28 protein-coding genes, 1 tRNA gene and 1 pseudogene are annotated in these 26802 nt (G+C 41.6%); 12 read left to right on the top strand and 18 right to left on the bottom strand.

Annotation, left to right across the window (positions count from 1 at the left end; all coding sequences use genetic code 11):
* Nucleotides 1–161: 161 nt before the first annotated feature.
* Complete coding sequence (locus BKK52_RS09310; RefSeq protein ID WP_077420005.1) at nt 162–677, bottom strand: DUF4234 domain-containing protein; 516 nt, start codon at nt 675–677, stop codon at nt 162–164.
* Nucleotides 678–767: 90 nt separating this feature from the next.
* Between BKK52_RS09310 and BKK52_RS09305 the strand changes: the two genes are divergently transcribed.
* The 6 genes from BKK52_RS09305 (at nt 768) to fbp (ending at nt 6979) form a co-directional block, all read left to right on the top strand.
* The gene (locus BKK52_RS09305; protein ID WP_077415301.1) at nt 768–1136 is read left to right on the top strand and encodes a transcriptional regulator; all 369 of its coding nucleotides are present in this window, start codon (nt 768–770) and stop codon (nt 1134–1136) included.
* Nucleotides 1137–1381: 245 nt separating this feature from the next.
* A complete protein-coding gene (gene lysC / locus BKK52_RS09300) occupies nt 1382–2734 on the top strand; it encodes a lysine-sensitive aspartokinase 3 (RefSeq protein WP_077420009.1) in 1353 nt (450 codons plus the stop codon).
* A gap of 105 nt (nt 2735–2839) precedes the next feature.
* Entirely contained in the window at nt 2840–3628 is a 789-nt protein-coding gene (locus tag BKK52_RS09295; RefSeq protein ID WP_077415299.1) for a hypothetical protein, read from the top strand.
* A gap of 179 nt (nt 3629–3807) precedes the next feature.
* Nucleotides 3808–5106, top strand: a complete 1299-nt coding sequence (purA, locus tag BKK52_RS09290; protein ID WP_077415297.1) for an adenylosuccinate synthase — start codon at nt 3808–3810, stop codon at nt 5104–5106.
* Between the two features lie 68 nt (nt 5107–5174).
* The gene (locus BKK52_RS09285; protein WP_077474167.1) at nt 5175–5855 is read left to right on the top strand and encodes a DUF484 family protein; all 681 of its coding nucleotides are present in this window, start codon (nt 5175–5177) and stop codon (nt 5853–5855) included.
* A 119-nt stretch (nt 5856–5974) separates the two neighbouring features.
* A complete protein-coding gene (gene fbp, locus BKK52_RS09280) occupies nt 5975–6979 on the top strand; it encodes a class 1 fructose-bisphosphatase (protein WP_077478559.1) in 1005 nt (334 codons plus the stop codon).
* A gap of 98 nt (nt 6980–7077) precedes the next feature.
* Here the strand turns inward: fbp and lptG are convergent, their stop codons facing one another.
* Together lptG and lptF are read right to left on the bottom strand one after the other, a co-directional pair.
* On the bottom strand, nt 7078–8154 hold the full coding sequence (gene lptG, locus BKK52_RS09275) for an LPS export ABC transporter permease LptG (RefSeq protein ID WP_077478560.1): 1077 nt from the start codon (nt 8152–8154) through the stop codon (nt 7078–7080).
* Nucleotides 8155–8159: 5 nt separating this feature from the next.
* Entirely contained in the window at nt 8160–9254 is a 1095-nt protein-coding gene (lptF, locus tag BKK52_RS09270) for an LPS export ABC transporter permease LptF (protein WP_077478558.1), read from the bottom strand.
* 109 nt (nt 9255–9363) lie between these two features.
* On the opposite strand from lptF, the gene BKK52_RS09265 reads away from it, so the two are divergent.
* The gene (locus BKK52_RS09265) at nt 9364–10839 is read left to right on the top strand and encodes a leucyl aminopeptidase (RefSeq protein ID WP_077478557.1); all 1476 of its coding nucleotides are present in this window, start codon (nt 9364–9366) and stop codon (nt 10837–10839) included.
* 67 nt (nt 10840–10906) lie between these two features.
* A complete protein-coding gene (hypA, locus tag BKK52_RS09260; RefSeq protein ID WP_077478556.1) occupies nt 10907–11248 on the top strand; it encodes a hydrogenase maturation nickel metallochaperone HypA in 342 nt (113 codons plus the stop codon).
* 89 nt (nt 11249–11337) lie between these two features.
* Here the strand turns inward: hypA and hypE are convergent, their stop codons facing one another.
* Genes hypE through hypB form a run of 3 tightly spaced genes read right to left on the bottom strand, consistent with a single transcriptional unit; the run spans nt 11338 to nt 14277 of the window.
* Nucleotides 11338–12351 (bottom strand): hydrogenase expression/formation protein HypE, encoded by a 1014-nt coding sequence (hypE, locus tag BKK52_RS09255; protein WP_077420000.1) that lies wholly within the window; start codon nt 12349–12351, stop codon nt 11338–11340.
* A 2-nt stretch (nt 12352–12353) separates the two neighbouring features.
* The gene (gene hypD / locus BKK52_RS09250; protein WP_077420007.1) at nt 12354–13466 is read right to left on the bottom strand and encodes a hydrogenase formation protein HypD; all 1113 of its coding nucleotides are present in this window, start codon (nt 13464–13466) and stop codon (nt 12354–12356) included.
* A 10-nt stretch (nt 13467–13476) separates the two neighbouring features.
* Entirely contained in the window at nt 13477–14277 is an 801-nt protein-coding gene (hypB, locus tag BKK52_RS09245) for a hydrogenase nickel incorporation protein HypB (RefSeq protein ID WP_077474163.1), read from the bottom strand.
* A 311-nt stretch (nt 14278–14588) separates the two neighbouring features.
* On the opposite strand from hypB, the gene BKK52_RS09240 reads away from it, so the two are divergent.
* The gene (locus tag BKK52_RS09240; RefSeq protein WP_077478555.1) at nt 14589–15974 is read left to right on the top strand and encodes an SLC13 family permease; all 1386 of its coding nucleotides are present in this window, start codon (nt 14589–14591) and stop codon (nt 15972–15974) included.
* Nucleotides 15975–16017: 43 nt separating this feature from the next.
* Here BKK52_RS09240 and BKK52_RS09235 read toward each other — a convergent pair whose 3' ends face one another.
* The 5 genes from BKK52_RS09235 to BKK52_RS09215 are packed head-to-tail and all read right to left on the bottom strand — an operon-like array spanning nt 16018 to nt 19079.
* Nucleotides 16018–16635, bottom strand: coding sequence for an energy-coupling factor ABC transporter ATP-binding protein (locus BKK52_RS09235; protein WP_077478554.1), 618 nt, complete (start codon nt 16633–16635; stop codon nt 16018–16020).
* On the bottom strand, nt 16622–17266 hold the full coding sequence (locus tag BKK52_RS09230; RefSeq protein WP_077419996.1) for an energy-coupling factor transporter transmembrane component T family protein: 645 nt from the start codon (nt 17264–17266) through the stop codon (nt 16622–16624). Before BKK52_RS09230 ends, BKK52_RS09235 begins: the two co-directional genes overlap by 14 nt.
* On the bottom strand, nt 17266–17886 hold the full coding sequence (cbiM, locus tag BKK52_RS09225) for a cobalt transporter CbiM (protein WP_077474161.1): 621 nt from the start codon (nt 17884–17886) through the stop codon (nt 17266–17268). The genes BKK52_RS09230 and cbiM overlap by 1 nt, the downstream gene beginning before the upstream one ends.
* Nucleotides 17887–17897: 11 nt before the next feature.
* Nucleotides 17898–18383, bottom strand: coding sequence for a hypothetical protein (locus tag BKK52_RS09220; RefSeq protein WP_077419994.1), 486 nt, complete (start codon nt 18381–18383; stop codon nt 17898–17900).
* 12 nt (nt 18384–18395) lie between these two features.
* A complete protein-coding gene (locus BKK52_RS09215; RefSeq protein WP_077419993.1) occupies nt 18396–19079 on the bottom strand; it encodes a DUF4198 domain-containing protein in 684 nt (227 codons plus the stop codon).
* 82 nt (nt 19080–19161) lie between these two features.
* Between BKK52_RS09215 and BKK52_RS09210 the strand changes: the two genes are divergently transcribed.
* Nucleotides 19162–19566 (top strand): Cd(II)/Pb(II)-responsive transcriptional regulator, encoded by a 405-nt coding sequence (locus BKK52_RS09210; protein WP_077419992.1) that lies wholly within the window; start codon nt 19162–19164, stop codon nt 19564–19566.
* Nucleotides 19567–19739: 173 nt separating this feature from the next.
* Here the strand turns inward: BKK52_RS09210 and BKK52_RS09205 are convergent, their stop codons facing one another.
* The 6 genes from BKK52_RS09205 to BKK52_RS09180 all read right to left on the bottom strand — a co-directional run bounded on the left by BKK52_RS09205 (nt 19740) and on the right by BKK52_RS09180 (nt 24804).
* The gene (locus BKK52_RS09205; RefSeq protein ID WP_077419991.1) at nt 19740–21161 is read right to left on the bottom strand and encodes a sucrose-specific PTS transporter subunit IIBC; all 1422 of its coding nucleotides are present in this window, start codon (nt 21159–21161) and stop codon (nt 19740–19742) included.
* 114 nt (nt 21162–21275) lie between these two features.
* Nucleotides 21276–21361, bottom strand: a tRNA-Leu gene (locus BKK52_RS09200).
* Between the two features lie 22 nt (nt 21362–21383).
* Nucleotides 21384–21728 (bottom strand): preprotein translocase subunit SecG, encoded by a 345-nt coding sequence (gene secG, locus BKK52_RS09195; RefSeq protein ID WP_077473848.1) that lies wholly within the window; start codon nt 21726–21728, stop codon nt 21384–21386.
* Nucleotides 21729–21837: 109 nt separating this feature from the next.
* Complete coding sequence (locus BKK52_RS09190; protein WP_077478553.1) at nt 21838–23802, bottom strand: DNA topoisomerase III; 1965 nt, start codon at nt 23800–23802, stop codon at nt 21838–21840.
* Nucleotides 23803–23811: 9 nt separating this feature from the next.
* Entirely contained in the window at nt 23812–24414 is a 603-nt protein-coding gene (gene recR / locus BKK52_RS09185) for a recombination mediator RecR (RefSeq protein ID WP_077417963.1), read from the bottom strand.
* A gap of 60 nt (nt 24415–24474) precedes the next feature.
* Nucleotides 24475–24804, bottom strand: a complete 330-nt coding sequence (locus BKK52_RS09180) for a YbaB/EbfC family nucleoid-associated protein (RefSeq protein WP_005629464.1) — start codon at nt 24802–24804, stop codon at nt 24475–24477.
* Nucleotides 24805–24921: 117 nt separating this feature from the next.
* Here BKK52_RS09180 and BKK52_RS09175 point away from each other — a divergent pair, with 117 nt between their 5' ends.
* Nucleotides 24922–26013, top strand: coding sequence for a metallophosphoesterase (locus tag BKK52_RS09175; RefSeq protein ID WP_077421514.1), 1092 nt, complete (start codon nt 24922–24924; stop codon nt 26011–26013).
* Nucleotides 26014–26056: 43 nt separating this feature from the next.
* On the opposite strand, the gene BKK52_RS09170 is transcribed toward BKK52_RS09175, so the two are convergent.
* On the bottom strand, nt 26057–26461 hold the full coding sequence (locus BKK52_RS09170; RefSeq protein WP_077417968.1) for a helix-turn-helix domain-containing protein: 405 nt from the start codon (nt 26459–26461) through the stop codon (nt 26057–26059).
* Between the two features lie 131 nt (nt 26462–26592).
* Here BKK52_RS09170 and BKK52_RS09165 point away from each other — a divergent pair.
* A pseudogene (locus BKK52_RS09165) lies at nt 26593–26802 on the top strand (Slam-dependent surface lipoprotein); the annotation flags it as partial.

Raw genomic sequence — 26802 nt, 5'->3', positions numbered from 1 at the left:
ATCATATATAAATACGGAATACTCCTTTATTCTATTTTTTTGTAAATTCAATAAATCAGGAAAAAATACTGCTACAATTCCTAAAACTGTGGCAATAAAACTCATAATAGAACCAATAATAATTTTTGGGCTAAAGATTTTTTTATTTTCAGTAGTCATAATTAAGCTCCCGTTTTTTGGTTTTCTTCTAAGGTTAAAGTTTGATTGATAAGATAATTAATATAAAAAATGCTGAAGAAAAAAGTCATAACCTTATTTTTAGATAAATTAATTTGTTTCTCCTTCGCATATTCTTCAATAAAAGTGCGTAATTTAAAGGATAAAATGATATAAAGTATGCCGCTTGCAAGAGCAAGAAAAGATGCTAATAAATCAAATACTTGAACGCCGAGCATATACTCAGAAAAATCCGACTCACTATCAATTCCCTCAAGATAATCATTGACAAACGTCATTGCCATTTCATAAGAAAAACTCGTCATTAATATGCTCACCCCTAAACAAATTGTAATCGCAAGTAAAAAATCCCTATATTTAAAGGATTTTTGGGTATATTGGATAAGTGACGGAATCATTCGCCATAGATAGATGATTGAATAGATTCCACAAGTCACAAAGCTGAGTAATACTAAGTTAAGCGTGGAAATACGATCTTGTGGTTGATCAACCTGATACATAGATAACTCCTAAACAAAATAAACCAAAATAGTTTATATAAAAACCATACAAGTTTACAACCATTTTTTGAATTATTTCATAATCTACTTATGAAAATTCAAACAGAAAAACAAAAATTTGCCGCCAGACTCCATTTAGCGCTCTCCGCAGCAGGTTTATCGCATTTAAAAACGAGTGAAATTGCTACTAAGTTTAATCTTCAGCACCCAAATGAATCCGTCACTCAACAGGCAGTACATAAGTGGTTGAACGGGTTAGCGATACCCTCACTAGATAAAATTGAAACATTGGGAGTTTGGTTGAAGGTTGAACCAAAGTGGTTAAGATATGGCGGACAGGAAACATTAACAGATCCACTTGATGAAGCTTTAATGAGTATGATTACAAAGTTAACTGCTCAACAGAAAACCGTTCTCATTAATTTAATTAGCGTGTTTAGGACTTCAAACGAAAGCTAATGCTTAGCGAATACATTATCTTTTTATAATGTTTATGGATTTAGATCATCTTGGGGCAAACATTTTGATTGTTTATTTTTTGCACTTTAACCTCCCCTCTATTTATCTCTTAGTAGCCTATTAAATTTTTTTGAATTAGCACAATTTTTTAGCTATTTTTGTTTGACAATTTTTGGTGAAATCGTTATTTCTATAGCCATGCAAACACAATCTTTAATATTTTTATTTACAGGGAGAATTACATGATGTCTCATTTATCTGTCGCCAAATTTGGTGGTACTTCTGTGGCGAATCACGCTGCAATGGCAGCTTGCGCAAAAATTATTATTGCCGATCCCAATACCCGCGTTGTGGTGCTCTCTGCCTCTGCCGGTGTCACCAACCTTTTGGTTGCCCTCGCAAACGGTGTGGAAGCGGAAGAACGCAGAAAATTGGTGGGCGAAGTGCGGTCAATTCAAGAAAATATTTTGAACGAGCTCAAAGATGACAGCCGTGTGCGTCCGATTATTGAAAAATACATTGAGAATATTGAATATCTTTCCGAAGCGGCAAGTCTTGCTACATCCGCAGCTTTGACTGATGAACTCATCAGCCATGGCGAAATGATGTCTACGCAAATTTTTATTGAAATCCTACGTGAACAAAATACCACTGCCACTTGGCTTGACGTGCGAGACATCGTAGCGACCAATAATCATTTTGGTAAGGCAGTACCAAATGATGAACAAACCCAAGCCAATAGTGACCGTGTTTTAAAACCGTTAATCGACCGTGGCGAATTAATCATTACGCAAGGTTTTATCGGTCGTGAGCCCAGTGGTAAAACAACGACTCTAGGGCGTGGTGGTAGCGACTATTCCGCCGCCTTATTAGCTGAAGTGCTTAATGCAAAAGATGTATTAATTTGGACAGATGTTGCCGGCATTTATACCACCGATCCTCGAATTGTGCCAACCGCACAACGTATTGATACCATGAGTTTTGCGGAAGCCGCTGAAATGGCGACCTTCGGCGCTAAAGTGCTTCACCCAGCCACGTTGCTCCCTGCTGTTCGTAGCAATATTCCGGTTTATGTGGGTTCAAGCAAAGCGCCACAAGATGGCGGCACTTGGGTAACACGCGACCCTCAGCCCCGCCCGACTTTCCGAGCCATTGCATTACGCCGTGATCAAACCCTATTAACTCTTTCAAGCCTGAGTATGCTTCACGCACAAGGCTTTTTAGCCAATGTATTCAGTATTTTAGCGAAACACAAAATTTCCGTGGATACCATTACCACATCGGAAATTAGTGTTGCTTTAACCTTAGATAAAACCGGTTCAACCTCATCCGGTACGGAATTACTTTCCGGTGAATTATTAGAAGCGTTAAGAGAATATTGCACGGTGAAAGTGGATACCGGGTTGGCTTTAGTGGCGCTCATCGGCAACGATTTACACATTGCCGCAGGGGTAGCAAAACGTATTTTTGACACGCTGGAACCTTACAGTGTTCGTATGATTAGCTATGGCGCTAGCACCAATAATATTTGTATGTTGGTACAAAGCGAATATGCTGATGAGGTCGTGCGTTCGCTACATAAATCGCTCTTTGAATAATATTCCTCCATTTTCATTAAATCTATAAATCGAAATCGCTTTTTGAGCCATCTCAAAAGTGATTTCGATTTTATTATCGCTAACAGATATCAACAGGAAATTTGTATGTCATTCTTACAAAAATTAAAAACTGTCATCATTTCGACCGCACTTTGTGCGGGGATAGGTTACGCATCAAGTTATTGGCTAAACCCCAAATGGAAAATAGAGGCAGAAATCACTCACCCTAGACTCAGCGAGTTAGGGAATTATTATTCACTCTTCTCGATGTACCACCTGATAAAGGGAAAAGATAATGCAGAAAATAAAGTACCGGAATGGATCTATCAAAATTTTACTGAGCAATTGGTTTCTTATAACAACCTCAAACAGTTTTGGGAAAATACCCCTTATTACAAGCAAAAAATCGGTGAAAGCCCTACAAGCAACGCTGAACTATTGAACGATTTAATCAAAAATACCCATTTCCAACCGCTAAACGATAACACAGGAAAAATTACCCTCATACTTAATGAATCGGAAGGGGCACAAGCGTTACTTTCGTCACTTCTTGAGAACAATAATACCCTCACAAGAAAAGTGATGTACGATGATCTTATTCTTCAGTGGAAAAATTTATTTACCCAAGTGAAAACCGCAACAGAACTCAATTTAGGTTATATTCCTTATGGTGGTGCGGTAGAACGTCAAGATTGGCAAGGAAAATTAAATATGATGAAATCCGTTAGTCCGTTAGATGAGCAATTTACAGCCTATCATTTCACCAAAACACCACAACCCCCTGAAGCAACAGGGCGAAATAGCTGGCACGGTATAGGGGCAGGAATCGGTTTATTACTCGGATTATGTCGCTTTTTGTTTCTTCGGAAGCAAAAAACCATTGATTTATCTTAAAATTGAGGGCGTATCAAAGGTAGAAAGTCATGGCAGAATAGTTTAATATAGCGAGCCGTGATTCGTTCTAAGTCGCTATGATCTCACGACTAAAATGCAGAATTTAATTTTTTAGAATAATCAAAAATACCAATGCTTGGTTATTCATTTTATCAATCCAAATTTAAAAGGTGGAAATTATGGGAAAAAGTGTCGTTATCCTGGGTGCTCAATGGGGCGATGAAGGTAAGGGTAAAATTGTTGACTTATTAACGGATCGCGTCAACTATGTTGTGCGCTATCAGGGCGGTCATAACGCCGGACACACACTCATTATTAATGGTGAAAAAACCGTATTGCGTTTGATTCCATCCGGTATTTTACGCCAGGATGTGACTTGTCTTATCGGTAATGGTGTTGTCCTTTCACCTGCCGCATTAATGCAAGAAATGGGCGAACTTGAAAGCCGTGGTATTAATGTCCGTGAGCGTTTATTAATCTCCGAAGCTTGCCCTTTAATTCTCCCTTATCACGTGGCGATGGATCATGCACGTGAAGCAGCGTTAGGTAAAAAAGCCATTGGTACGACCGGTCGTGGTATTGGTCCGGCTTATGAAGATAAAGTGGCACGACGTGGTTTGCGAGTTGGCGATCTCTTCGACAAAGCAGCCTTTGCGGAAAAACTGAAAAATATCCTTGATTACTATAATTTCCAATTAGTCAACTACTATAAAGTGGATGCCGTTGATTATCAAAAAACCTTAGATGAGGTGATGGCGGTAGCCGATATTATCACCGGTATGGTGGCAGATATCACCACAATTTTAGACACCGCCCGTAAAAATGGCGATAACATTCTCTTTGAAGGCGCACAAGGGACGATGTTAGATATCGACCATGGTACTTATCCGTACGTCACCAGTTCAAACACTACCGCAGGGGGCGTTGCAACCGGCTCAGGTTTCGGTCCTCGTCATCTTGATTATGTGTTGGGTATCATTAAAGCCTACTGTACCCGTGTGGGCGGAGGGCCATTCACTACCGAATTATTTGATGAGATCGGTGCAAAGATTGCCCGTAAGGGGAATGAATTTGGTGCGGTAACCGGTCGTGCCCGCCGTTGTGGTTGGTTTGATGCCGTTGCTATTCGCCGTGCTATCCAACTCAATTCGATTTCCGGTTTCTGTATGACAAAACTGGATGTATTAGATGGCTTTGATGAAGTCAAAATCTGCGTGGCATATAAAATGCCAAATGGCGAGATTGTGGAATATGCCCCGCTTGCCGCCAAAGATTGGGAAGGAGTTGAACCGATTTATGAAACTTTACCGGGCTGGAAAGAAGACACTTTCCGTGTGACTGATGTCAATAAATTGCCGCAAAACTGCCTAAACTACATCAAACGTATCGAAGAAGTGACCGGCGTGCCCGTTGATATTCTCTCAACAGGACCTGACCGTGTGGAAACTATGATTTTACGTGATCCGTTCGGTGCTTAAATATTTTCAATTTTCCGACCGCACTTTTGAAAGTGCGGTCTTTTTTTCTGCTGTTTTATCCATAAATTATGAACGAACAAGCTATTATTGATTATCTTGAAACCCATCCCGATTTCTTTAACAACCACCCTTTACTCTTAAAAAAACTGACTTTTCATCATTCAACAAAAGGGACGGTTTCACTCATTGAAGCCCAACTCGCCCAATATCGTCAAGAGATTACCAGCCTAACCGCACAACTTGAAAAATTTCACCAATTAGGCCGCCAAGAAGCGGACATTTTCTTCGCCTTAATCCCACTCCAAAAGAAATTATTTCAAGCTCAAGATTTGTTTTCAGTAGAAAAGAAATTAGATCAATGGGCGAAATCTTATGAATTGGAGGGCGCTAAACTTCTTCTTTTTACCGATAGTTGGAAAAAAACGGCAACTCACCCCTCCTCTTTTTGGATTGATCGCAACGCCTTTGAAATTATTCGGCTAGAGCGTTTGGGCTTGCGTCAATTCTATTTAGGTGAATTAAGCGGTAAAGAAAAATCCCTACTCTTTTTGCCGGAAGAATTTCCTATTGGCTCTATCGCTTGCTGTTTACTGGGCACAAAAAATACCCATAAACCCACCGCACTTTTGCTCTTCCGCTCCCGTGATACACAACGATTTCACCCTGGGCAGGACATATCCTTCCTCAAGCATTTAGTGGATATTGTGGATATTCATTTGGAAAAACATCTCAGCGAAAGGATTTGCTAATCGCTTGTTTTATAAACATAAAATCTTTGTGATCGAGATCTCATTATTGAAATTTGGCTTTTTTGGGAAAATGTCAAATGGCATATAATCTCCGCAATCTCAACCTGAAAGGAAATAGTATGAAAACCTTAAGTGAATTTATTGTGGAACGCCAAGCTGAATATCCGAATGCGAAAGGGGAATTAAGCGGGATTTTGTCATCAATTCGATTACTCGCCAAAATCATTCACCGAGACATTAACAAAGCAGGATTAGTCAATATTCTCGGGCTGTCCGGTGTGGAAAACGTACAGGGCGAAAGCCAAATGAAACTCGATCTGTTTGCCCATAACACGATGAAAGCCACATTAATGGCCCATGAAGAAGTGGCGGGATTTGCTTCCGAAGAAGAAGAAAGTTTTATTGCCTTTGATACGGAACGGGGTCGCAATGCAAAATACGTGATTTTAACCGACCCGCTTGATGGCTCTTCTAATATTGATGTCAATGTTTCCGTAGGAACTATTTTCTCTATTTATCGCCGTATTTCACCCATTGGTACCCCGGTGACGATGGAAGATTTCCTTCAACCCGGCAACAAGCAAGTAGCAGCCGGCTATATTGTCTATGGTTCATCCACTATGTTGGTTTATACCACCGGAAACGGGGTGAACGGATTTACCTACGATCCTTCAATCGGCACATTTTGCCTTTCCCATGAAAATATGAAAATGCCGAAAACAGGGCGAATTTATTCCATTAATGAGGGGCAATATCTCAAATTCCCACAAGGGGTGAAGAAATACATTAAATATTGCCAAGAGGAAGATAAAGCCACCCAACGCCCTTATGCCTCACGCTATATTGGCTCGCTTGTGGCAGATTTTCACCGCAATTTATTAAAAGGTGGGATCTATATTTATCCGAGCGCAACCAACTATCCAAACGGGAAATTACGTCTACTTTATGAAGGCAACCCTATGGCATTTTTGGCTGAACAAGCCGGGGGATTAGCCACTGACGGTTATCACCGAATTTTAGATATTGAACCTAAAGAATTGCACGAACGGGTGCCTTTGTTTGTGGGTTCGGAAGAAATGGTTCGCAAAGCCCAAGAAATGATGATGGAATTTAAAGAAGATTAATCCTTTCAATTTCATATAAAAACAAAGTGCGGTCGATTTCATTGATGTTTTAAAACGCATTTGAAATCGACCGCACTTTATTAATACATTGATAAAATCTAATCCCGTTTTCGGCTCAGCAACCACCAAATAATGGTAATGAATAATAAACTTGGAATGAGTGCCCCCACGATTGCCGGCATATTATAAACCACGCTCATTTGCCCGAAAATTTCGTTCACCACATAAAAGAGAAAACCGAAACAGATTCCCGTTACAATTCTCGCCCCTGCTGTCACACTGCGCAAGGAGCCAAAGATAAACGATAGCGCCAACATCATCATTACCCCCACAGACAGCGGTTGGAATATTTTACGCCAAAAGGTCAGCTCAAAACGGCGAACATCTTGCCCTGTTTCTTTTAAAAAGGCGATATATTCATATAACCCACTGATCGATAAGGAAGTTGGTCGAAAAGAAACAGCCCCTAATTTATCCGGCGTTAAATTTGTTTCCCAAGATTCCGTTAAACGGTTTGTGGTACTAATCTCTTCCTTTTGAATTTTTGAGTCGCTCACTTGACGCAATTGCCACTTATTGTCTTCTGCTAAATAGGTTGCTTGATTCGCATGCTTTAATTGTGTAAGGGTTCGCTTGTCGTCAAAAGTATAAATATACACATCGTTTAATGTCGTATTCTCCGAGACTTGACGCACATAAATAAAATGATTCCCATCTTTCGCCCAAACACCGTTTTTTACGGAAAGCATTGAACCACCGGAAATAGCTCGAGTTCGCATATCACGAGCAAATTGCTCCGTTTGCGGAATGCCCCATTCTCCCATCACCATCGTTAAAATCACCAAAGGCAAAGCGGTCTTCATCACCGCCAATCCGATTTTAAAACGGGAAAAACCCGCAGATTGCATCACCACCAATTCACTGCGGCTCGCCAAATTACCCAAGGCAATCAACGCCCCTAATAACGCAGCCATAGGGAAAAAGGTTTCTACATCTTTTGGTATAGTTAAAACAGTAAAACCCACCGCCTGCAACACATCATAAGTGCCTTTCCCTACACTGCGGAATTGCTCGACAAATTTAATGATCGCAGATAAGCCGACAAGGGTAAGTAATGTGGCAAAAATCGCCCCTAAAATGCTTTTACCGATATAACGGTCTAAGGTATTCATCATCATTTTTACCCTTTTCTGCTCAAGAGATGGCGGAGCTTATACATCCCTGCACTATCCCAACAATTCAATACAATGCCAAGCAATAAGAATGCAATATTGACAAGAGGCATTAAAATTGCGGCATCCAATTTTCCCGCTGAACCGGCTGATTTGAATGAACTTTGTAGTAAAAAGTAGATAAGATAAAGCAACAATGCCGGCAGAATTTTTGCAAAACGCCCTTGTCTTGGGTTCACTTTGCTTAACGGCACCGCAATTAATGCCATTAATGGTACGGCTAAAATCAATGTCATTCGCCAATGTAATTCAGCTTTTGCGGCAGGATTATTTTGCTTGAGTAAGGCCTCGTAAGAAAGTGTTGCCGCCTCATCGGATTGGCTTTCTGTCGCCTGATAACCTAAATAAGCCTGATATTCATCAAAGTGGGTAATGCGGAAATCCGGTAACGCCGCCGATCCCTCCACACGTTGGGTGTTTTGTAAATTTAGCACCTGATCGCCATTTGGTAAGGATTTTAACGCCCCTTTTTCAGCGGTGACGACAGAAGGCTTGGTCTGCCCTTTAGGGGCGGTTTGAAACAAGTAAACATCGTTAATTTCATTCCCTTTAATGTTGTCGATAAACAGCACAAAATTATTATTTGAGGTGGACATAAATTGACCGGAAGAAAGTGCCCCCATCGTTGGATTAGCCTTCGCTTCTTCCACGAGGGTACTTTGCTTTTGAACCGCCCAAGGGGAAAGCCATAAAGCATTATATGCCGCTAATCCGGCAGTGATAAAAGAAAGCATTAACACCACACGCACAAGGATACGCTGTCCGATACCGCAGGCTCGCATCACGGTGATTTCACTTTCCGCATATAATCGACCAAAGGTCAATAAAATGGCGATGAACAAGCACAATGGTAACATTAATTGTGCCATAGTCGGCATCCCCAGTCCCAGCAAAGAGAAAACCAGATCCGCCGGCACATTACCATTTGCCGCCGATCCCAACACCCGTACAAGCTGCTGGCAGAAAAAAATCAACAGCAAAATGAACAAAATTGCCACTTGGCTCTTGAAAACTTCTTTCGTTAAATATCGCGTTAAAATCATCTTACTTCGTCTTGTTTATATCGTTAAAATCGAGGGAGAAACTGGATAAAATTGACCGCGTATGATACCTTATTTTCGCTAATTTAAACAGTTAAAAAAAGGTAATCAAATGAAATATCAAGCAAAATTAACCGCTCTTTCACAAGCGACCGAATGTATTATTATCGGTGCCTATGAGGACAACGAATTTTCAAGAAGTTTTAATGAGGCCGATCAAGCGACACAATGCTATCTCAACGGTTTGGTCAAATCCGGCGAACTCACCGGTAAATTAGGGCAAACCTTGTTGCTCCGCGAACTCAATGGCATTGCAGCAAAACGTGTTTTAATTATGGGTTGCGGTAAAAAAGGCGAACTCAACGAACGCCAATACAAACAGCTCATTCAAACAATGTTTAACTCCTTGAAAGATGCCAATATTCGTGAAGCCATCTCCTATTTAACGGAAATTGAACTGAAAAACCGAGATCTTTACTGGAATATTCGCTTCGCTATTGAAACTATTGAACATAGCCACTATCAATTCGATCAATTCAAATCACAAAAAGCAGAGCCAATCAAACTAGAAACCCTCATTTTTAACACAGATTGCCAACAAGCGCCACTTGCTGTCATCCACGCCCAAGCCGTTGCAAGCGGTGTGAAAGCAGCACGGGATATTGCCAATATGCCGCCGAATGTGTGCAACCCGGCTTATCTTGCGGATAAAGCAAAAAATTTAGCGGAAAAATCCACCGCACTTTCCCTTGAAATCATTGATGAAAAAATGATGTCAGAGTTAGGGATGAACGCCTATCTTGCAGTATCTCGAGGATCGACAAACCCCGCTTATATGTCAGTGCTTCACTTTAACAATGCACCGAATAAAAATACGAAACCGATTATTCTTGTTGGCAAGGGTTTAACCTTTGATGCCGGTGGGATCTCGTTAAAACCTGCCGCAGATATGGATGAAATGAAATATGATATGGGCGGTGCGGCTTCGGTATTCGGGACAATGAAAGCGCTCGCTGAACTGAATTTACCTCTAAATGTGATTGGTGTACTTGCCGGTTGTGAAAACCTCCCCGATGGCAATGCTTATCGCCCGGGTGATATTCTCACCACCATGAATGGCTTAACGGTGGAAGTGCTCAATACCGATGCGGAAGGCCGCCTTGTCCTGTGTGACACCCTCACCTATGTAGAACGCTTTGAGCCGGAATTGGTGATCGATGTGGCAACCCTCACCGGTGCTTGCGTGGTCGCATTGGGGCAACATAACAGCGGTTTAATGTCTGAGGATGAAGCTCTTGTCAGTGATTTACTCAATGCCGCACAGCAAACCACGGATAAAGCGTGGCGTTTACCATTAGGTGAAGAATACCAAGAACAGCTCAAATCCCCATTCGCCGATCTTGCCAATATTGGGGGACGTTGGGGCGGCGCAAGCACAGCAGGGGCTTTCTTATCCCATTTCACGAAAAAATACCGCTGGGCTCATTTAGATATCGCCGGCACCGCTTGGTTACAAGGTGCAAATAAAGGCGCGACCGGTCGCCCGGTTTCCCTATTAACCCAATTTTTGATTAATCAAGTGAAATAAAAAACGAGGGAAAAATCAACCGCACTTTGTATGAAAAACAAAATGCGGTTGATATTTTGGAGACATTATGCACGAACTTTCACTTTGCCAAAATATACTGGAAATTGTGGGGCAGCAATGCAAAACCCATAATATTCGTAAAGTGACCGATGTCTGGTTGGAAATCGGCTCTCTTTCTTGTGTCGAACATGATGCGCTGAAATTTTGTTTTGATGTCGTTTGCCAAGGTACAAGTGCTGAAAAATGTCAATTACACCTTATCCCAATCGCGGCAAAAGCCTGGTGTTGGCAATGTGAAACCCTTGTGGAAATCCAAAGCCACCAAGATGCCTGCCCCCAATGTGGCGGGATAAATTTACAACGGCAAAGTGGTGATGAGCTAAGAATTAAAGAAATTGCCTTTGAATAAAACATAAGCGTTCCCTTCTATTTCAATCAAAAAGAAACGCTTATTTGGGGATAAATGGTTAGAAAAATGCCCGCACTTTACCTCAAGAATCAACAAATTCTTGGTAAAGGCTCATTTGTCGGTAAATCCAATAATCGACTTTGTCCAAAAACGCCACGGATGCGCACTTTTCTATCCGTTGTCATTTCCCCAATAACCGCTGCATTTTCACCAAGAGGATGGGGGCGAAGTGCGGTCAAAATTTCAGGTGTTTTTTCTGCCGTAGCCACAATCACCAGTTTTCCCTCATTGGCGAAATTTAACGCCTCCAACCCCAATAATTCACAAATACCACGCACCTCTTGGCGAATCGGTAAGGCTTGTTCATCAACCGTTACACCAAGCCCCTGAGCCTGTGCAAATTCGTGCAATACCGCATTCACACCGCCACGGGTGGCATCACGCACGGCTTTTACGCCATCCACTTCACGCAAACGTTCGATTAAAGGATAAAGCACAGCACAATCACTTTGTAGTGAGGTTTGAATACCTAACTTTTCACGCAAATTAATAATCGTTGCCCCATGGTCACCAATGGTGCCGCTTACAATAATTTTATCGCCGGGTTGAATTCGATGAACGCCCCAATCAATCGCCTTTGGTATCACGCCAAGCCCGCTAGTATTAATAAAAATTTTATCTACAGCCCCTTTTGCCACCACTTTCGTGTCGCCCGTCACTACTTGGATTCCACCAAGTCGGGCGGTTTCCGCCATAGATTGAATAATTTGTTTTAGCTCAGACAAAGGTAGCCCTTCTTCTAAAATAAAACCGCAAGACAGATATTTTGGCATCGCACCACATACGGCAACATCGTTCGCCGTGCCGCAAACCGCCAATTTACCAATATCTCCCCCCGGAAAAAAAATAGGATCGATCACAAAACTGTCGGTGCTAAAGGATAAATGCTCACCTTGTTGTGTAAGTTCCGCCAAAGGAATACGGGCTTGATCTTCGCCTTGTGACAAAATTGGATTGTCAAAAGCCTCAACAAAATAATCTTGGATTAACTGCTGCATCGCTGCACCGCCATTGCCGTGCGCCATGGTAATAAATTCGCTCATTTTTATTCTCTACGATATTGATAATAGGCGGCACACGCCCCTTCTGAAGACACCATTAGTGCACCATAAGCATTGTCGGGATTGCAAGCCGTACCAAAAAGCGGGCAATCAGAAGGTTTACAACGTCCGGTTAATACCTCACCGCAACGGGAATTTGGATCATCCGCCACTTTTTGTGCCTGACTTTGAAAATGAATTTCCGCATCAAACTGACTATAATCCGCCGTAAGTTCTACGCCGGATTGCTCAATCTCACCCAAACCACGCCATTCGCTACTGGCTTTTAACTGAAAAACCTCCCGCATTGCGTTTTGAGCCAAAAGGTTGCCCTGATTATCGACAATCCGCTTATACTGGTTTTCGATTTCGCACCGCCCATCCACAAACTGTTGAACCAGCATCACGATAGCTTGCAAAATATCCAAGGGTTCAAAACCTGTAATGACAAAGGGTTTATGATATTTATCGACAATACCTTGATAAGGCTGGCAACCAATCACCATCGACACATGACCGGGTGCAATAAAACCGTCAATTTTGACTTGATCCTGTGCAAGTAAACTATGTAAAGTTGGGATAATGGTGATATTTTGACAAACAATCCAAAAATTTTTTATTCCAATTTTTTTAGCCTGTTGAAGAGTAATGGCGGTACTTGGCATAGTGGTTTCAAAACCAAGAGAAAAAAACACCACCGCTTTATCAGGATTATTTTGTGCAATATTTAATGCATCCAAAGGGGAATACACAATGCGTACATCCGCCCCTTTTGCCTTTGCTTCCAATAATGATCCTTTCCGCCCTTTTACCCGCATAGCATCACCAAAGGTACAAAAAATCACATTCGGTTTGAGAGCGATGTCAATACACACATCAATCCGCCCCATGGGTAAAACGCACACAGGGCAACCGGGTCCATGAATAAATTCAATACTTCTCGGCAATAGGCGATCAAGACCGAATTTAAAAATCGTATGGGTATGCCCACCACACACTTCCATTAAATACAGCGGATTCTGCTCAGTAAAGTGCGGTAATTTTTCCATCAATTTTTCAAGCTGTTTCACTAAACTTCGGGCAAGCTCAGGATTACGAAATTCATCGACAAATTTCATCATTGACTCTCTATTCACTTTGTTGTGCCAACCACGCAAGCCATTCATCCAAGCCCTGTCCGGTTGTCGCTGAAAGCTGAATAATTTGAATCTCAGGGTTCACCCGTTTTGCATTGGCGATACATTGTGCGACATCAAATTGCAAATAAGGCAATAAATCAATTTTATTTAAAATCATTAGCCTTGAAGCAGCAAACATATGCGGATACTTCAAGGGTTTATCTTCCCCTTCCGTCACGGATAAAATTACCACTTTTGCTTTTTCACCCAAGTCAAATTCAGACGGGCAAACCAAATTACCCACATTTTCAATAAACATCAAACTGTCTGATTGCGGACGTAATTTGACTATCGCTTCGCCGATCATTTGTGCATCTAAATGACAACCTTTACCCGTATTCACTTGAATTGCCGGCACACCGGTGGCACGAATACGATCCGCATCATTTTCCGTTTGTTGATCCCCTTCAATTACATAACAAGTGCGGTCGTTTCTTAGTGCGTTTAAGGTGGAAACCAACAATGTCGTTTTACCGGAACCGGGGCTTGACACCAAATTTAGTGCCAAAATATGTTGTTTGGTAAAAAATACCCGATTTTGATCCGCCAATTGATTATTTTTTCCCAACACATCTTGTTCGATTTTTAATAGGCGTTTTTGCGTATCGTCTGTTTCGCCGGAATTATTGAAATGAAAGGTGGAATGAGAAAAGTTCGGCATTCCCTGTCCCTGAGCTTGCTCTGAATGCGTATGGGGTAATTCACCAATGCGGACTTGACCCGGATGTCCGCAACCACAGGTTGTACACATAAATCCTCCATTTTGTAAATGGTGAAAAATAATTCAACAAATTATTAACAAGCATAGCATAATCAAAATTTGTTTCTTTGATGAGGATCACAAAGTGGAAATTTCATTTGAAAACCCCAGTAAGCAGTGATAGTGACACTGTAAAAAATACTTATAACAAATCAAAATTCTATGAAAGTGCGGTTAAATTTTATGGAATTTTTATAAAATACTAATTTTTTCTCCACTGGGTACTCCATCTTTAAACTATTTGATCTATTCTGCCAATTTTGTTAAAAAATCGTTAATAAAAAACTATAAGGAGTACTCAAATGAAAACACGTCATTCTCTTTTATCAAAATATAAAAGTATCATTATCCTCGCCTTAGATTTTATCTTAATGCTGTTTTTGATTCGTTACCTTCCTTTCTCCCCCATTGAAAATCGGGGTTTGGCATTACTCATTTTCATCGGGATTCTATGGCTCACCGAAGCTTTTGATATTACCGTAACCTCGTTGATCGTGCCGATATTGGCAATCGGCTTAGGGCTTATCAATACACAGAAAGCACTCATACCGTTCTCGACGCCAATTATTTATATGTTTTTCGGTGGTTTTGTTATGGCGGCAGTGTTGCAAATCCAACAACTCGATAAACTTATTGCCGGTTATATTATCCGCTTAGCCAAAGGGAATTTAAAACTGGCTATAACCTATTTATTTGGCGTCACAACCTTTCTTTCTATATGGATTAACAATACGGCGGTAACTGCGATGATGTTGCCATTAACTTTGGGAATGCTAAAAGGCATTAGTGCGGGTAATAATTATCGCCTCTATGCCTTTGTACTACTCGGCATGGCATTTAGCGCTAATATTGGTGGAATCGGAACTTTGGTAGGTAGCGCACCAAATGCGATTCTCGCTTCGCAAATTTCCGTCACCTTCACTGAATGGTTGGGTTATGGCTTTCCGGTTATGCTGCTTTTGCTTCCTTCTATGTTATTTTCTTTATGGATTATTCTGCGTCCGAATTTTAATGTTCCTTTCACCCCAACTATTGAACAAATTCGCTTTACCTCAAAAAATATCATTACCTTGATCATTTTCACTATTATGGCGATATTGCTTCTCTTTGGTTCATTAATCAATCCTTGGCTATCCGATGCCCTCGCTTTGCCTAAAAAAATCGAAAACTTTGATACTGTTGTGGCATTAAGTGCGGTTATTTTAATTTGTATTTCTAATGCTGCAAAATGGAAAGAAATTCAAGAACGGGTTGAATGGGGTGTATTAATTTTATTTGGTGGCGGCTTAACCCTCAGTGTCGTGATGCGGGATTCCGGTGCGAGTAAAATTATGGCGGACAGTATTGTTCAATTTGTCCAAACCAAGCCCCTTTGGGTACTTTGTGTCACACTCACTACTTTTATTATTTTCCTCACGGAATTTACCTCAAACACAGCCAGTGCCGCCTTGATTATGCCTATTGTAATTTCCGTTGCCCAATCTATGGGATTACCGCCAATTTCTCTGGCAGCCATTATCGCCTGTGGTGCAAGCAGCGCCTTTATGCTGCCTATTGCCACACCGCCAAATGCGATTGTCTTTAGTACCGGCCACATTAAACAAACCGATATGGCAAAAGTAGGGATTATCCTAAACTTACTCTGCATTGCCGTTATCAGTGGATTGACCTATTTTTTCTGGATTTAAAACAATAGACTGCACTTAACAATGAGGGATTTTGAAAAATCCCTCATAAACAAATCACCTCATCCCCCAACCGCTCAATAAAACCTTGATGATGGGAAGAAATCAGCATCGGCAATTCAAGTTCACGCAAAAGAGCGGTCAGTTTTTCAATATTTTTTCGATCAAGTCCGTTAGTGGGTTCGTCTAATAGGAGAATTTTGGGTTGCATGGCAAGCACACCGGCAAGCGCGGTGAAATTTTTTTCCCCACCGGAAAGAGTATGCACCGTGCGATCTTTTAAATGAGCGATGCCCAAGCGTTCCAGCTGTTGCTCAGCGAGGTAATAAGCATAGTCACGAGGGTGATTTTGATTTAGAAGTCCAAAGGTTACATCGTCTAATACAGTCGGGCCGAAAAGCTGATCATCGGCATGTTGAAAACACATTCCCACCGTTCCCCGAAAAGGGGCAAAATCCTTTTCTTTTTGGCATACTTTCCCAAACAAGCGAATCTCACCTTTTGAAATCGGTACAAAACCAAGCAAGGCAAGCAATAATGTGGTTTTCCCGGTCCCAATATCCCCCTTTAAAAACAGCCGTTTTTGCCCTTCAAGATGAAAGGTTAAGTTTTGAATAATAGGACGGTTATTGCGTTCAATCGTCAGTTCATTAACGGTCAGCATTTTTTTCCTTCTTTCTACCAAACTGAAAACCACGACATTTCAGGGCAATTTGTGACATTTCTGCTTTCAGCAAAGCATGAACTAATAATAATGCAACACTTTGCGCAGTGACATAAAGGGTTCGATAGTTAAATTTCGGTTGATACCCCCTGGCACGCATTGCCCAATCCATTTTTTGTCTAAGTTCACCAAGAAGGGCAATATAACGTATCGTCAGCACAAATAACTGAACGAGTTTTTCAGGCAAGGGTAATTTGCCCAGTGCCTGTATGAAGGTTATTTCATTCATATTCCATAAAAAAAGCCAAAGCGAGAATAACAGCAAATTCATTCTCAAGGTTAAAATTTCTGCCAGTTGAATACCTTGACGATACCATTCAATACCATTTTCACCAATCCGCCAAGTTAATGTCGCCCACATTAAAGCGAGAAAAATCAACAGATTCAGCCAACGCTTAAAATAACGAAGAAAAACCTTTTTCCTGATTAATATCATAAGGATAAAGGCAAACATCACACCGATATTCAACGCACTGAGCCAAGAAATCGTTTTTAAACCGCTAACGACAAGCCCCCAAATAAAGAGATAAATAAGTCGAAAATGCGGTTGAAATAGCAAATAAATTTTCATTAAGAAAGCCGAGCTGTGGGTTTCAACATATCGGGATACATTTTGCCAAGTAAGGAGATGACTCCCACACTGATTATGCCGTCTAAAATAAAGACAGGAAGATGGGAAATGAGCAATAACCAAACAAGATCAAGGTAATTTTTTCCACTATCAAGGATTAAGAACAGCGATGCTAAGGCTGCCGCACCACCAACGCCAATCATCCCTGTGCCGATACCTGTAAAGAGGCTACGCTTTAAAGTCATTTTGGGTTGTAGCAGGGTGCGAAAAAGATAATGCCCGATGATAGCCGGAATCGCCATAATACAAAGGTTCACGCCCAACACGGCAAATCCTCCGAAGGAAAAAAACAGCACCTGTAGCAATAAAGCAATCAAAAATGCAGGAAAAACCGCCCACCCCAGAAACAAACCGGCCATACCGTTTAAAATCAAATGCACACTGCCAATCCCGACCGGAACATGGATGGTGCTTGCCACAAAGAAAGCGGCAGAAAATAAAGCAGCAAGCGGTAAACGTTCATAATCTAGCTTGCGAAGCCCCATCGCCACACCAATCGTGGCAAGTGCCGCTCCCGCTAATAAAATTGGGGTATGTAATACGCCTTCCGATAAATGCATTACTGATGACCTTATTTAATTTTTCTCGCCTGCCACCAAGCGAGTAACCCGAGAATACCTATAATATAGCCAATACCGCCTAAAATATCGTGCAGATAAATTTTATCCCTTAAATGGGCAATATCTTCACGCAATAACATCAGTTCCGTGGCACTATTTTTTGAAGGAGTTGTGCGATCCGCCACAACGGAAACCCGATGTCCCTCTTCTCCTTCCACCACCACTTTCAAGGTGGTATTTGCCACCTCTGCTATCGCAAGATTAAACGCACCTAGGGTATCGGTTTTAGCCGTTAAAATCGGCTCATTCACGTCGGAACGAAACACCTCTAAATAGGTTTCCGCCGCCGGTGTCATATCGGAATAATAGGATTTACCCGAAAGAATTTGCCCATCATATTGGGCAAAAACATAAAGGGCGTGGGCCTTAGTATTCGGCAAATAAAATGCCGTAAAACATAGCGTTAAAAGTGCGGTGAAAAAAGACTTCATTTTCATCACGATCCTGTTTTACTCCGTATCAAAAGTCAGCATATATTCAATGGAGCGACGATCATAATCAGGATTTTCCGTAACCTTTTCTTCAAATTCCGCCCAAACTTTGTTATAGCCTTTAACCGGCGTAAATTCTGCAATACCTTTTTCATTGGTGACATTAAACGGTGCCTCCTCGCCCATACCTACCTTGATACCTTGTAGTGGCTTACCATTATGTAAAACAAGAATAGAAAGCGGTTTTCCCGCCTCTGCTTTCGCTTGAGGAATCAATTCATAAACGACATTATGGACTTTAAAAGATTGGTCATCCCATTTTAAAATCGCCTTTCCCAATTTCAATGGATTAGTACTAAATTCTGCTGAAGGTGCTTCGCGTTTGTTTTTTTCCACATATTTACCGCTTGGCAATTTAGACCAAACGCCATTATCAAACGCCATAAATACGATGTTCGCTTTTGGCATAATATAGGCTTCGCCATCTTTAAATGTATAATCAAGTGCGGTTAATTTTCCTTGAGAATTTAAAACTTGTAGGGATTGAATTTTATGTTGGGGATAGGATTCCGTTTCCTCGTGGCCAAATCTCATCACATATTCGCCTTGTAATGAAGTCGGTTCAAGCCACACATTATGCGCATTTGCCACAGAAAGCGTGAAAAATGCGGTTAATCCCACAGCTATTTTTTTTAATTGCATTGGTTTGTCTCCTGTTATAAAAATTGGCGTTAATGATAAAATATGAAGTCACTTCAGAGTCAAGCTATTTTTAAGGATCATAATGAAAATAGGACAATTAGCCAAAGCCTTAAATTGTACAGTAGAAACCATTCGTTTTTATGAAAAACAAGGGTTAGTCCCGCCCCCACAACGCACTGCCGGGAATTTTCGCCAATATAATGAAGAGCATCTTCAACGTCTTTCTTTTATTTGCCATTGCCGCAGTTTGGATTTATCCCTCAATGAAATCAAAACCCTTATCGCCCTTGAACATCACCAAGAACAACGTACCGAAGAAATGAATAAACTGCTCGACCGCCACATTAAAGAGATTGCCAAACGGATTCACGAATTGGCACATTTACGGATGAAATTAATCGAACTGAGAGAAAAAAGCACCGCTACCGATGAAGACCCGATGAAATTATTGTTACAACATAGCGGTGTACGATTTGTGAGATGGTAAAACAGTAGGCTCTATTATTTGGAACTTTTTTTAACGCCTCATACAAGATTTCAACCGTTAAATCGCTAATTTGAAGGGAACAAAATTAAGCCTGGCGTTAAAACTAAAAAGAACAATTTTTCAGCAAAAAGTGCGGTCAAAATTGACCGCACTTTTTTATTAGATGTTAGAAATTAAGCTTTTGCGTTTGCACGTTTTACCATCACAAAAGATAGGCTAAATGCCACAATAAAGGAAATTGCCATACCAATGCTATACATCGCCAAACTATCCGGCTTGATTGATGGTATGCCTAAGAAACCCGCCGCACCTAACGCAATGGCTTTTACATTGGAGAATGCAATGAACGCACTTGCCAAACCTGAACCAATCATTGCCGCAAAAAACGCTTGACGATAACGTAAATTCACCCCAAACATCGCCGGCTCGGTAATCCCTAACAATGCGGAAATTCCAGAAGGCACCGCCAAGCCACGTACTTTTGGATCTTTCAATGCTAATGCCACACCTAAACAGGCTGCCCCTTGTGCAATATTAGACATTGCCGCAATTGGGAAAATAAACGTACCGCCTGTGTGTGCCACATCGGCTAATAACTGGGTTTCTACAGCAATAAAGGTTTGATGCATACCGGTAATAACAATCGGTGCATAGAATGTACCGAAAATCGCCCCTCCCACAAAGCCAAGGGTGTCATATAACCACGTTAAACCGGCTGAAATGAGTGAACCCGCCTCACGACCAAACGGCCCGATCACGGTAAATGCCAAGAAACCGGCAATAAAGAGCGAGCATAACGGCGTGATAAGATTATCTAAATAAGAAGGGACAAATTTACGGAAAGTCTTTTCCAATGTGGCTAGCACCCAAGCGGAAATAATGGTTGGGATCACGGTGCCTTGATAACCGACTTTCTCAATTTCAAGCCCAAGGACATTCCAATATTGAATATTGCCTTCCATTAAAGTTTTCGCATAATTCCAACCATCAGCTAATGCAGGGTGAACTAAAAGCATCCCTAAAGCCGCCCCTAAAAATGGGTTTCCCCCAAATTTACGGGTGGCGGAAAAACCTAGCAGGACGGGTAAAAATACAAAAGGTGCGTTCGCAATAGTGTTGATGAAATCCACTAAATCAGAAACTTCGGGATATTTAGTAACAACGGAATGCCCTTCCCAAAAGAAACCGACAGAGGTAAGCATGGAATGAATCCCCATCAACAAACCGCCTGCCACAATCGCTGGAATAATCGGGACAAAAATATCTGCCAAGCCTTTTACCAAACGCTGTAGTAAACCTTGATTGCCGGCTGCCGCCTCTGCGACTTCTGCCTTACTCACATCACCGATACCAAGTTGTTTGGTCAATTCTGCGTGAACTTTATTCACCGTACCGGAACCGAAGATAATTTGATATTGCCCGGCAACAGAAAACTGCCCTTTTACGCCTTCAATATTATCAATACCTTCTTTATCAACTTTGCTTTCATCGTTTAAAACGATACGCAAGCGTGTTGCACAATGTGCAGCTGTAGCGATATTACTTTTACCGCCCAACTTTTCTATCACTTGTTCCGCAATTTTGGGGAAGTTCATAGATTTCTCCTACTATAAATGATTAAAAACAAAACCGCTGGATTGTAACCAAATTCATTAATAATGACTAGCAAAAGAACAAAAAAACCGGCCTTGAAAGCCGGTTTTATGTTGTGGTGCTCTGGGCGAGACTTGAACTCGCACGACCTGTGGTCACTACCCCCTCAAGATAGCGTGTCTACCAATTCCACCACCAGAGCATTAATCTTTATCTATTTGATTTTATTGTGGGATATCACTGTTTTTATTATCTACTACAGGTGCAACCTGTTGCTGTTGTTGAAGCTGTTCGGCAGTTTGGGATAAATCATCAAAAGCACCTTTTTCAACATTACCACGGTGAGAATTTAAGTTTCCCAACACAAGAGCGATAACAAAAAATGCTGTTGCTAAAATTGCACTGGTGCGTGTTAAAAAGTTACCCGCGCCGGCAGAACCAAACATAGTGCCTGATGCACCACCACCGAAGGAAGCGCCTGCACTTGCCCCTTTACCTTGTTGAACAAGGATAAAGCCGATTAAGGCAATTGCTACAACCACATAAATAAATAAAAGAACTTGATACATTTTTTCTACTCTAGATTGCGTATTACGCAAAAAAACTGGGGCGAATAATATAAAGATTTTGTCCTCTTCGCAAGTTTTTTTTCTTGTTTATTCTTTAATTGTATTAACTTTAATCAATTCCTTTTTCACGATGAGAAGCTTTCGATTTTTTGACCGCACTTTTGGGCGATTTGGCTGTTTTCTCTCCCCTTTGACTTACTCTACTTAATTGCCTTAACGCATTAAAATCAACAAAGCGCACTAAATCCGGCAACATTTGATTCACCCCATACATAAATTGCTGATAGGTGATTTGCTTTTGGCTAATATCCGTAAGTTGGGCTTCCCAATGGGCGGTCATATCCGGTTGGGTGGCGATATCCGGTAAGGCCTGAATCAAAATTCTCCCGGTTTCCGTGCTATGAATATGACGCCCTTTTTTCGTTAAAAACCCTCGTTTAAAAAGCAACTCGATAATCCCAGCCCGAGTGGCTTCTGTGCCTAATCCATCGGTTTCCCGTAGAATTTTTTTCAATTCTTTATCCTGTACGAAACGGGCAATCCCCGTCATCGCTGAAAGCAACGTCGCATCAGTGAAAGGTTTGGGTGGCTGTGTTTTTTTACTTAAAATTTCTCCCCGTTCACAGTACAAAATCTGCCCTTTCTTCACAATTGGCAACAACGGTTCCGGGTTTTCTGCTTCATCTTCTTTACCAAGAAGCGCTTTCCAACCCGCCACTTGTAAATTTCGAGCCTGTGCAATAAAAGTGCCACCGGCAATATTTAGCGTGATCTTGCTTTTACGATATTCCGCATCAGGACAAAATTGCATTAAATATTGACGGGCAATGAGATCATAAATATGGCGTTCTTCAAGGGTTAAATTCACCGCTCGACTTTTCACCGTCGGAATAATAGCGTGATGGGCCTCCACTTTTTTATCATTCCAACAACGATTTTTTTGGTTGCTATCCACCACATTTGGCAAGGTTTGATAGATTTCACTATGAACCGAAATGGCTTTCAGCACTTGGTGACGTTCGGCAAAGTGCTCCTCCGGCAAATAACGATTATCCGAGCGGGGATAAGTAATTAAGCGGTGGGTTTCATACAATCGCTGACAAATATCCAACACGGCTTGTGCCGACATCCCAAAGCGTTTTGCCGCATCAATTTGTAAAGCGGATAATGAATAAGGCAGGGGGGCGGTTTCTTTCTCTCTCACATCTTTATAGTCTGTCACTTCCGCCGGCTGTGACGTAATACGTTTTACCACATTTTCCGCTAAGGCTTTAGAAAGCACACGCCCATCTTCATCTTGATAATCTTCGCACGCCTTGCTGGGTTGCCATAAGGCACTGAAAAGTGCGGTCGATTTTTCCGCTGTTTTTTCGACTTGCCCCTCAGGATTAACCCACGCCAGCACTTCGTAAAAATCTTTTGGCTGAAAATGTTCGATATCTAAATCTCGGCGGACAATCAACCCCAACACCGGGGTTTGCACCCTTCCCACTGACAGCACACCATCATAGCCTGCCTGACGCCCACGAATAGTATAAGCCCTTGTCATATTAATGCCATAAAGCCAATCGGCACGAGCCCTTGCCAATGCCGAAGTGGAAAGCGGAATAAAATTACGGTTCGGCTGTAATTTATTAACGGCTTTTTCCACCGCACTGGGATTAAGATCGCTGATTAAACAGCGTTGGATCTTATCACGCTTTTCTGTACTCAGCTTCGCATAGCTAAACACCTCATCCACCAAAAGCTGCCCTTCTCGATCCGGGTCACCCGCATTGACTAATTCATCAGCCTGATGAATGAGTTTTTCCACCACCGCCAGCTGCTTTTTCGCCTCTTTGCGGGGCAAAAGTTGCCATTTTTCGGGAATGATGGGTAAATGTTCTAATCGCCATTGTTTAAATTTGGGATCATAAACATCGGGTTCGGCTTGCTCCAGCAAATGCCCCACACACCAAGTCACCACATCCTTATCGCCACATTTAATAAAGCCGTCACCACGTTGATGTGGTTTAGGCAACACATCGGCAATAGCACGCGCTAAACTGGGTTTTTCGGCGATAAATAAACGCATAAGAAAAGATTAATCGATTTGACGGCGACCAAGGAAAGAATGAGTGAGGGTTGTGCCATCAACGGTTTCAAGCTCGCCACCCACCGGGATACCATGGGCGATACGGCTCACTTTAATATTGTGTTGACGACAAATTTCCGCAATATAATTTGCTGTTGCCTCCCCTTCCACGGTGGGATTGGTTGCCAAGATCACCTCATGAAAGGATTCCTCGACCAAGCGTTTTTGCAATAAATCCAACCCAATTTCACGAGGGCCAATGCCATCGAGTGGCGATAAATGCCCCATTAACACAAAATATCGACCGGAAAATTGCCCGGTTTGCTCAATGGCTTGAATATCTGCCGGCATTTCCACCACACAAAGTAAACCGGAATTTTGACGACGTGGATTATTGCAAATGTTACACACCTCTTCTTCCGTAAAATCACGACAGTGAGAACAATGCCCGATTTTAGACATCGCCTCCGTCAGCGCTCGAGCCAAATTCATCCCACCACTACGATTACGTTGCAAAAGATGATAGGCCATGCGCTGTGCAGATTTTGGCCCCACGCCCGGCAAACAACGAAGATTTTCAATGAGATGTTCTAAAAGTGGACTGCTTTGCATAATGATAAATGAAAGGGAAAATGGACATCGTGCGTGAAACCCGCTTCACGCACCAAATCATTAAAAAGGAAATTTCATTCCCGGCGGTAATGGCATACCGGCGGTGACCGATGCCATTTTTTCTTTTTGCAATTCTTCCGCACGGCGTACCGCATCATTGAATGCTGCGGCGATTAAATCTTCTAACATTTCTTTATCGTCTTCCATTAAAGAAGGATCGATATCAATACGGCGACAATTGTGTGCGCCATTAATGGTGATTTTCACTAATCCCGCCCCGGATTCACCGGTCACTTCAAGTTGTGCGATTTCTTCCTGCATTTTCTGCATTTTTTCTTGCATTTGTTGCGCTTGTTTCATCAAGCCGCCCAAACCGCCTTTTCCAAACATAATGTGTCCTTTATCAAGTCAAAAAATCGGGTGCATTCTAGCGAAAAAATTTGCCTTTGGAAACAGAGAAATTTATTATTCGCCTTTTTAAAATCATTGAGGAAAGCAGCGAATTTTATGGAAACCCGTTACTATTTTATCTTTGCCGCCGTCATCATCGCTCTGCAAGTATTTATCTTCATTTTCAACCGCACTTTGCAGTGGCTTTTTGAGGGAAAACTCACACCGAGAGGCAAAAAATATCTGGCGTTTATCACCTTTGGCATACCCAATGCCATCTTGATTGGGCAAATCCTACAACTCTTTATGGCGGCACGAGCTATCGCCTTTATCCTCGCCTTATTACTTTTTTCCGCTTTTATCAGCTTCGGTATAGCGATCATTCATTTTCTTTTCAGAGAAACAAAAACCATTGCCAAAATTGACCGCACTTTACGCCTCGCCTATCCTTTTGCCTTGGCAGGATTACTCGGGTTAAGCGTTTATAACGCCTATGTTCCACGCCTCGTGCATTATGACATCACATTAGATAAACCAATGAACCCCTTGAGAATTGGCGTGGCAAGTGATTTACATCTCGGATCATTATTTGGCGGAAAAGCCCTAGATAAACTGGCACAAATCATGGACGAACAAAAAGTCGATATCATCTTACTGCCCGGCGATATTATGGATGATAATGTTACCGCCTATTTAGCGGAAAATATGCGCCCTCATTTAGCGAAACTTCGTGCGCCATTAGGGGTTTATGCCACCCTAGGCAACCACGATTTCTTTGGGTATCAAGAAGAAATCACCGAAGAAATCCGCCAAGCCGGCATCATTCTATTAAAGGATCAAGTGGCAACCATTAATGACGAGATCGTTTTAATCGGGCGAAATGACGATCTCGAAAAAAACCGTCCAAGCACGGCAACCTTATTAAAGCAAGCCAAAGCGGATTTACCGATTATCGTCCTCGATCACCGACCTTCCGAGGTGGAAATCCATTCCACCTTGCCTTTTGATTTACAGGTTTCCGGCCATACTCATAAAGGGCAAATTTTTCCGGCAAATCTTATCACTGCCCTCACCTACCGCATTGATTATGGCTTAGAAAAAATCGGCAATCCCTATTTTATAGTGACCTCCGGTTACGGATTTTGGGGCATCCCAATGCGTTTAGGATCACAATCGGAAATCGTGATTATTGATGTGAAAGGGAAATAAAGTGCGGTCAAAAATGGGGATGTTTTATCCCCGTTTCCATTTCTTAATTTTGTAATTTTCTAAGCAACTCAAGCTCACGTTCCAAACCATGAATAATTTTGTCTTTTTGTAGCAATAATTCGTCTTTGTGTGTCAGCATTAATTGCAATTGTTGAATGGCTTTTTCTAAATTCTCATTCCCTACGGCAAATAAGAAATTGTTAGAATTTGTCGATTCAACAACTGAATTATTAAAATAAATTTTCTCGTTTTCACCAAAAGCAAATAACTCACAAATATCCATTTCAAACACTTCTGAAATCTGTTCTAAACGTTGCAAGGTCGAACGCACTTCTCCTCGCTCAATTTTGGCATATCCTGTTACTGACATACCCAACTTATCCGCCATATTTTCTTGAGATAATTGATGTTGTTCACGCAATTGACGGATCTTCTCATTTATTTTCATAATTTACTCTCATCATAAATCACTACCTTCACACGGTAGCTCAGTGTAACTGTCGGTTAATTGTACCCAAATTAGCGCGGAATTATAATTCTTTTGGCTTTTTAATCACATTATTATTTAAGGAATCCCAAATGAAACTAAAAAATATCTCAGTAGCGACCGCACTTTTATTGGCATTAACCGGATGTGGAAGTAGTGGAGGTGGTGGTAGTAGCGATAGAGCATCGTCAACCCCAAACAACGAAATTCGTAATGATCAAAGCACACAAGATCAAGCCTCTCAACAGCAAGCCGAATTGGATAAACTCAAATCCCAACTTGAGCAAGCTGAACAAAAAGTG

It is taken from the genome of Rodentibacter trehalosifermentans (assembly GCF_002000545.1).
Taxonomy (GTDB): domain Bacteria; phylum Pseudomonadota; class Gammaproteobacteria; order Enterobacterales; family Pasteurellaceae; genus Rodentibacter; species Rodentibacter trehalosifermentans.
Note: the sequence above shows the minus strand (reverse complement) of the source record. Positions and strands in the feature narration are given on the sequence as shown.

Excerpts from the sequence above, each read along its gene's own strand:
- BKK52_RS09310 (WP_077420005.1), bottom strand. The coding sequence starts at position 677 with ATGTATCAGGTTGATCAACCACAAGATCGTATTTCCACGCTTAACTTA.
- BKK52_RS09305 (WP_077415301.1), top strand. The coding sequence starts at position 768 with ATGAAAATTCAAACAGAAAAACAAAAATTTGCCGCCAGACTCCATTTA.
- lysC (WP_077420009.1), top strand. The coding sequence starts at position 1,382 with ATGTCTCATTTATCTGTCGCCAAATTTGGTGGTACTTCTGTGGCGAAT.
- BKK52_RS09295 (WP_077415299.1), top strand. The coding sequence starts at position 2,840 with ATGTCATTCTTACAAAAATTAAAAACTGTCATCATTTCGACCGCACTT.
- purA (WP_077415297.1), top strand. The coding sequence starts at position 3,808 with ATGGGAAAAAGTGTCGTTATCCTGGGTGCTCAATGGGGCGATGAAGGT.
- BKK52_RS09285 (WP_077474167.1), top strand. The coding sequence starts at position 5,175 with ATGAACGAACAAGCTATTATTGATTATCTTGAAACCCATCCCGATTTC.
- fbp (WP_077478559.1), top strand. The coding sequence starts at position 5,975 with ATGAAAACCTTAAGTGAATTTATTGTGGAACGCCAAGCTGAATATCCG.
- lptG (WP_077478560.1), bottom strand. The coding sequence starts at position 8,154 with ATGATGAATACCTTAGACCGTTATATCGGTAAAAGCATTTTAGGGGCG.
- lptF (WP_077478558.1), bottom strand. The coding sequence starts at position 9,254 with ATGATTTTAACGCGATATTTAACGAAAGAAGTTTTCAAGAGCCAAGTG.
- BKK52_RS09265 (WP_077478557.1), top strand. The coding sequence starts at position 9,364 with ATGAAATATCAAGCAAAATTAACCGCTCTTTCACAAGCGACCGAATGT.
- hypA (WP_077478556.1), top strand. The coding sequence starts at position 10,907 with ATGCACGAACTTTCACTTTGCCAAAATATACTGGAAATTGTGGGGCAG.
- hypE (WP_077420000.1), bottom strand. The coding sequence starts at position 12,351 with ATGAGCGAATTTATTACCATGGCGCACGGCAATGGCGGTGCAGCGATG.
- hypD (WP_077420007.1), bottom strand. The coding sequence starts at position 13,466 with ATGAAATTTGTCGATGAATTTCGTAATCCTGAGCTTGCCCGAAGTTTA.
- hypB (WP_077474163.1), bottom strand. The coding sequence starts at position 14,277 with ATGTGTACAACCTGTGGTTGCGGACATCCGGGTCAAGTCCGCATTGGT.
- BKK52_RS09240 (WP_077478555.1), top strand. The coding sequence starts at position 14,589 with ATGAAAACACGTCATTCTCTTTTATCAAAATATAAAAGTATCATTATC.
- BKK52_RS09235 (WP_077478554.1), bottom strand. The coding sequence starts at position 16,635 with ATGCTGACCGTTAATGAACTGACGATTGAACGCAATAACCGTCCTATT.
- BKK52_RS09230 (WP_077419996.1), bottom strand. The coding sequence starts at position 17,266 with ATGAAAATTTATTTGCTATTTCAACCGCATTTTCGACTTATTTATCTC.
- cbiM (WP_077474161.1), bottom strand. The coding sequence starts at position 17,886 with ATGCATTTATCGGAAGGCGTATTACATACCCCAATTTTATTAGCGGGA.
- BKK52_RS09220 (WP_077419994.1), bottom strand. The coding sequence starts at position 18,383 with ATGAAAATGAAGTCTTTTTTCACCGCACTTTTAACGCTATGTTTTACG.
- BKK52_RS09215 (WP_077419993.1), bottom strand. The coding sequence starts at position 19,079 with ATGCAATTAAAAAAAATAGCTGTGGGATTAACCGCATTTTTCACGCTT.
- BKK52_RS09210 (WP_077419992.1), top strand. The coding sequence starts at position 19,162 with ATGAAAATAGGACAATTAGCCAAAGCCTTAAATTGTACAGTAGAAACC.
- BKK52_RS09205 (WP_077419991.1), bottom strand. The coding sequence starts at position 21,161 with ATGAACTTCCCCAAAATTGCGGAACAAGTGATAGAAAAGTTGGGCGGT.
- secG (WP_077473848.1), bottom strand. The coding sequence starts at position 21,728 with ATGTATCAAGTTCTTTTATTTATTTATGTGGTTGTAGCAATTGCCTTA.
- BKK52_RS09190 (WP_077478553.1), bottom strand. The coding sequence starts at position 23,802 with ATGCGTTTATTTATCGCCGAAAAACCCAGTTTAGCGCGTGCTATTGCC.
- recR (WP_077417963.1), bottom strand. The coding sequence starts at position 24,414 with ATGCAAAGCAGTCCACTTTTAGAACATCTCATTGAAAATCTTCGTTGT.
- BKK52_RS09180 (WP_005629464.1), bottom strand. The coding sequence starts at position 24,804 with ATGTTTGGAAAAGGCGGTTTGGGCGGCTTGATGAAACAAGCGCAACAA.
- BKK52_RS09175 (WP_077421514.1), top strand. The coding sequence starts at position 24,922 with ATGGAAACCCGTTACTATTTTATCTTTGCCGCCGTCATCATCGCTCTG.
- BKK52_RS09170 (WP_077417968.1), bottom strand. The coding sequence starts at position 26,461 with ATGAAAATAAATGAGAAGATCCGTCAATTGCGTGAACAACATCAATTA.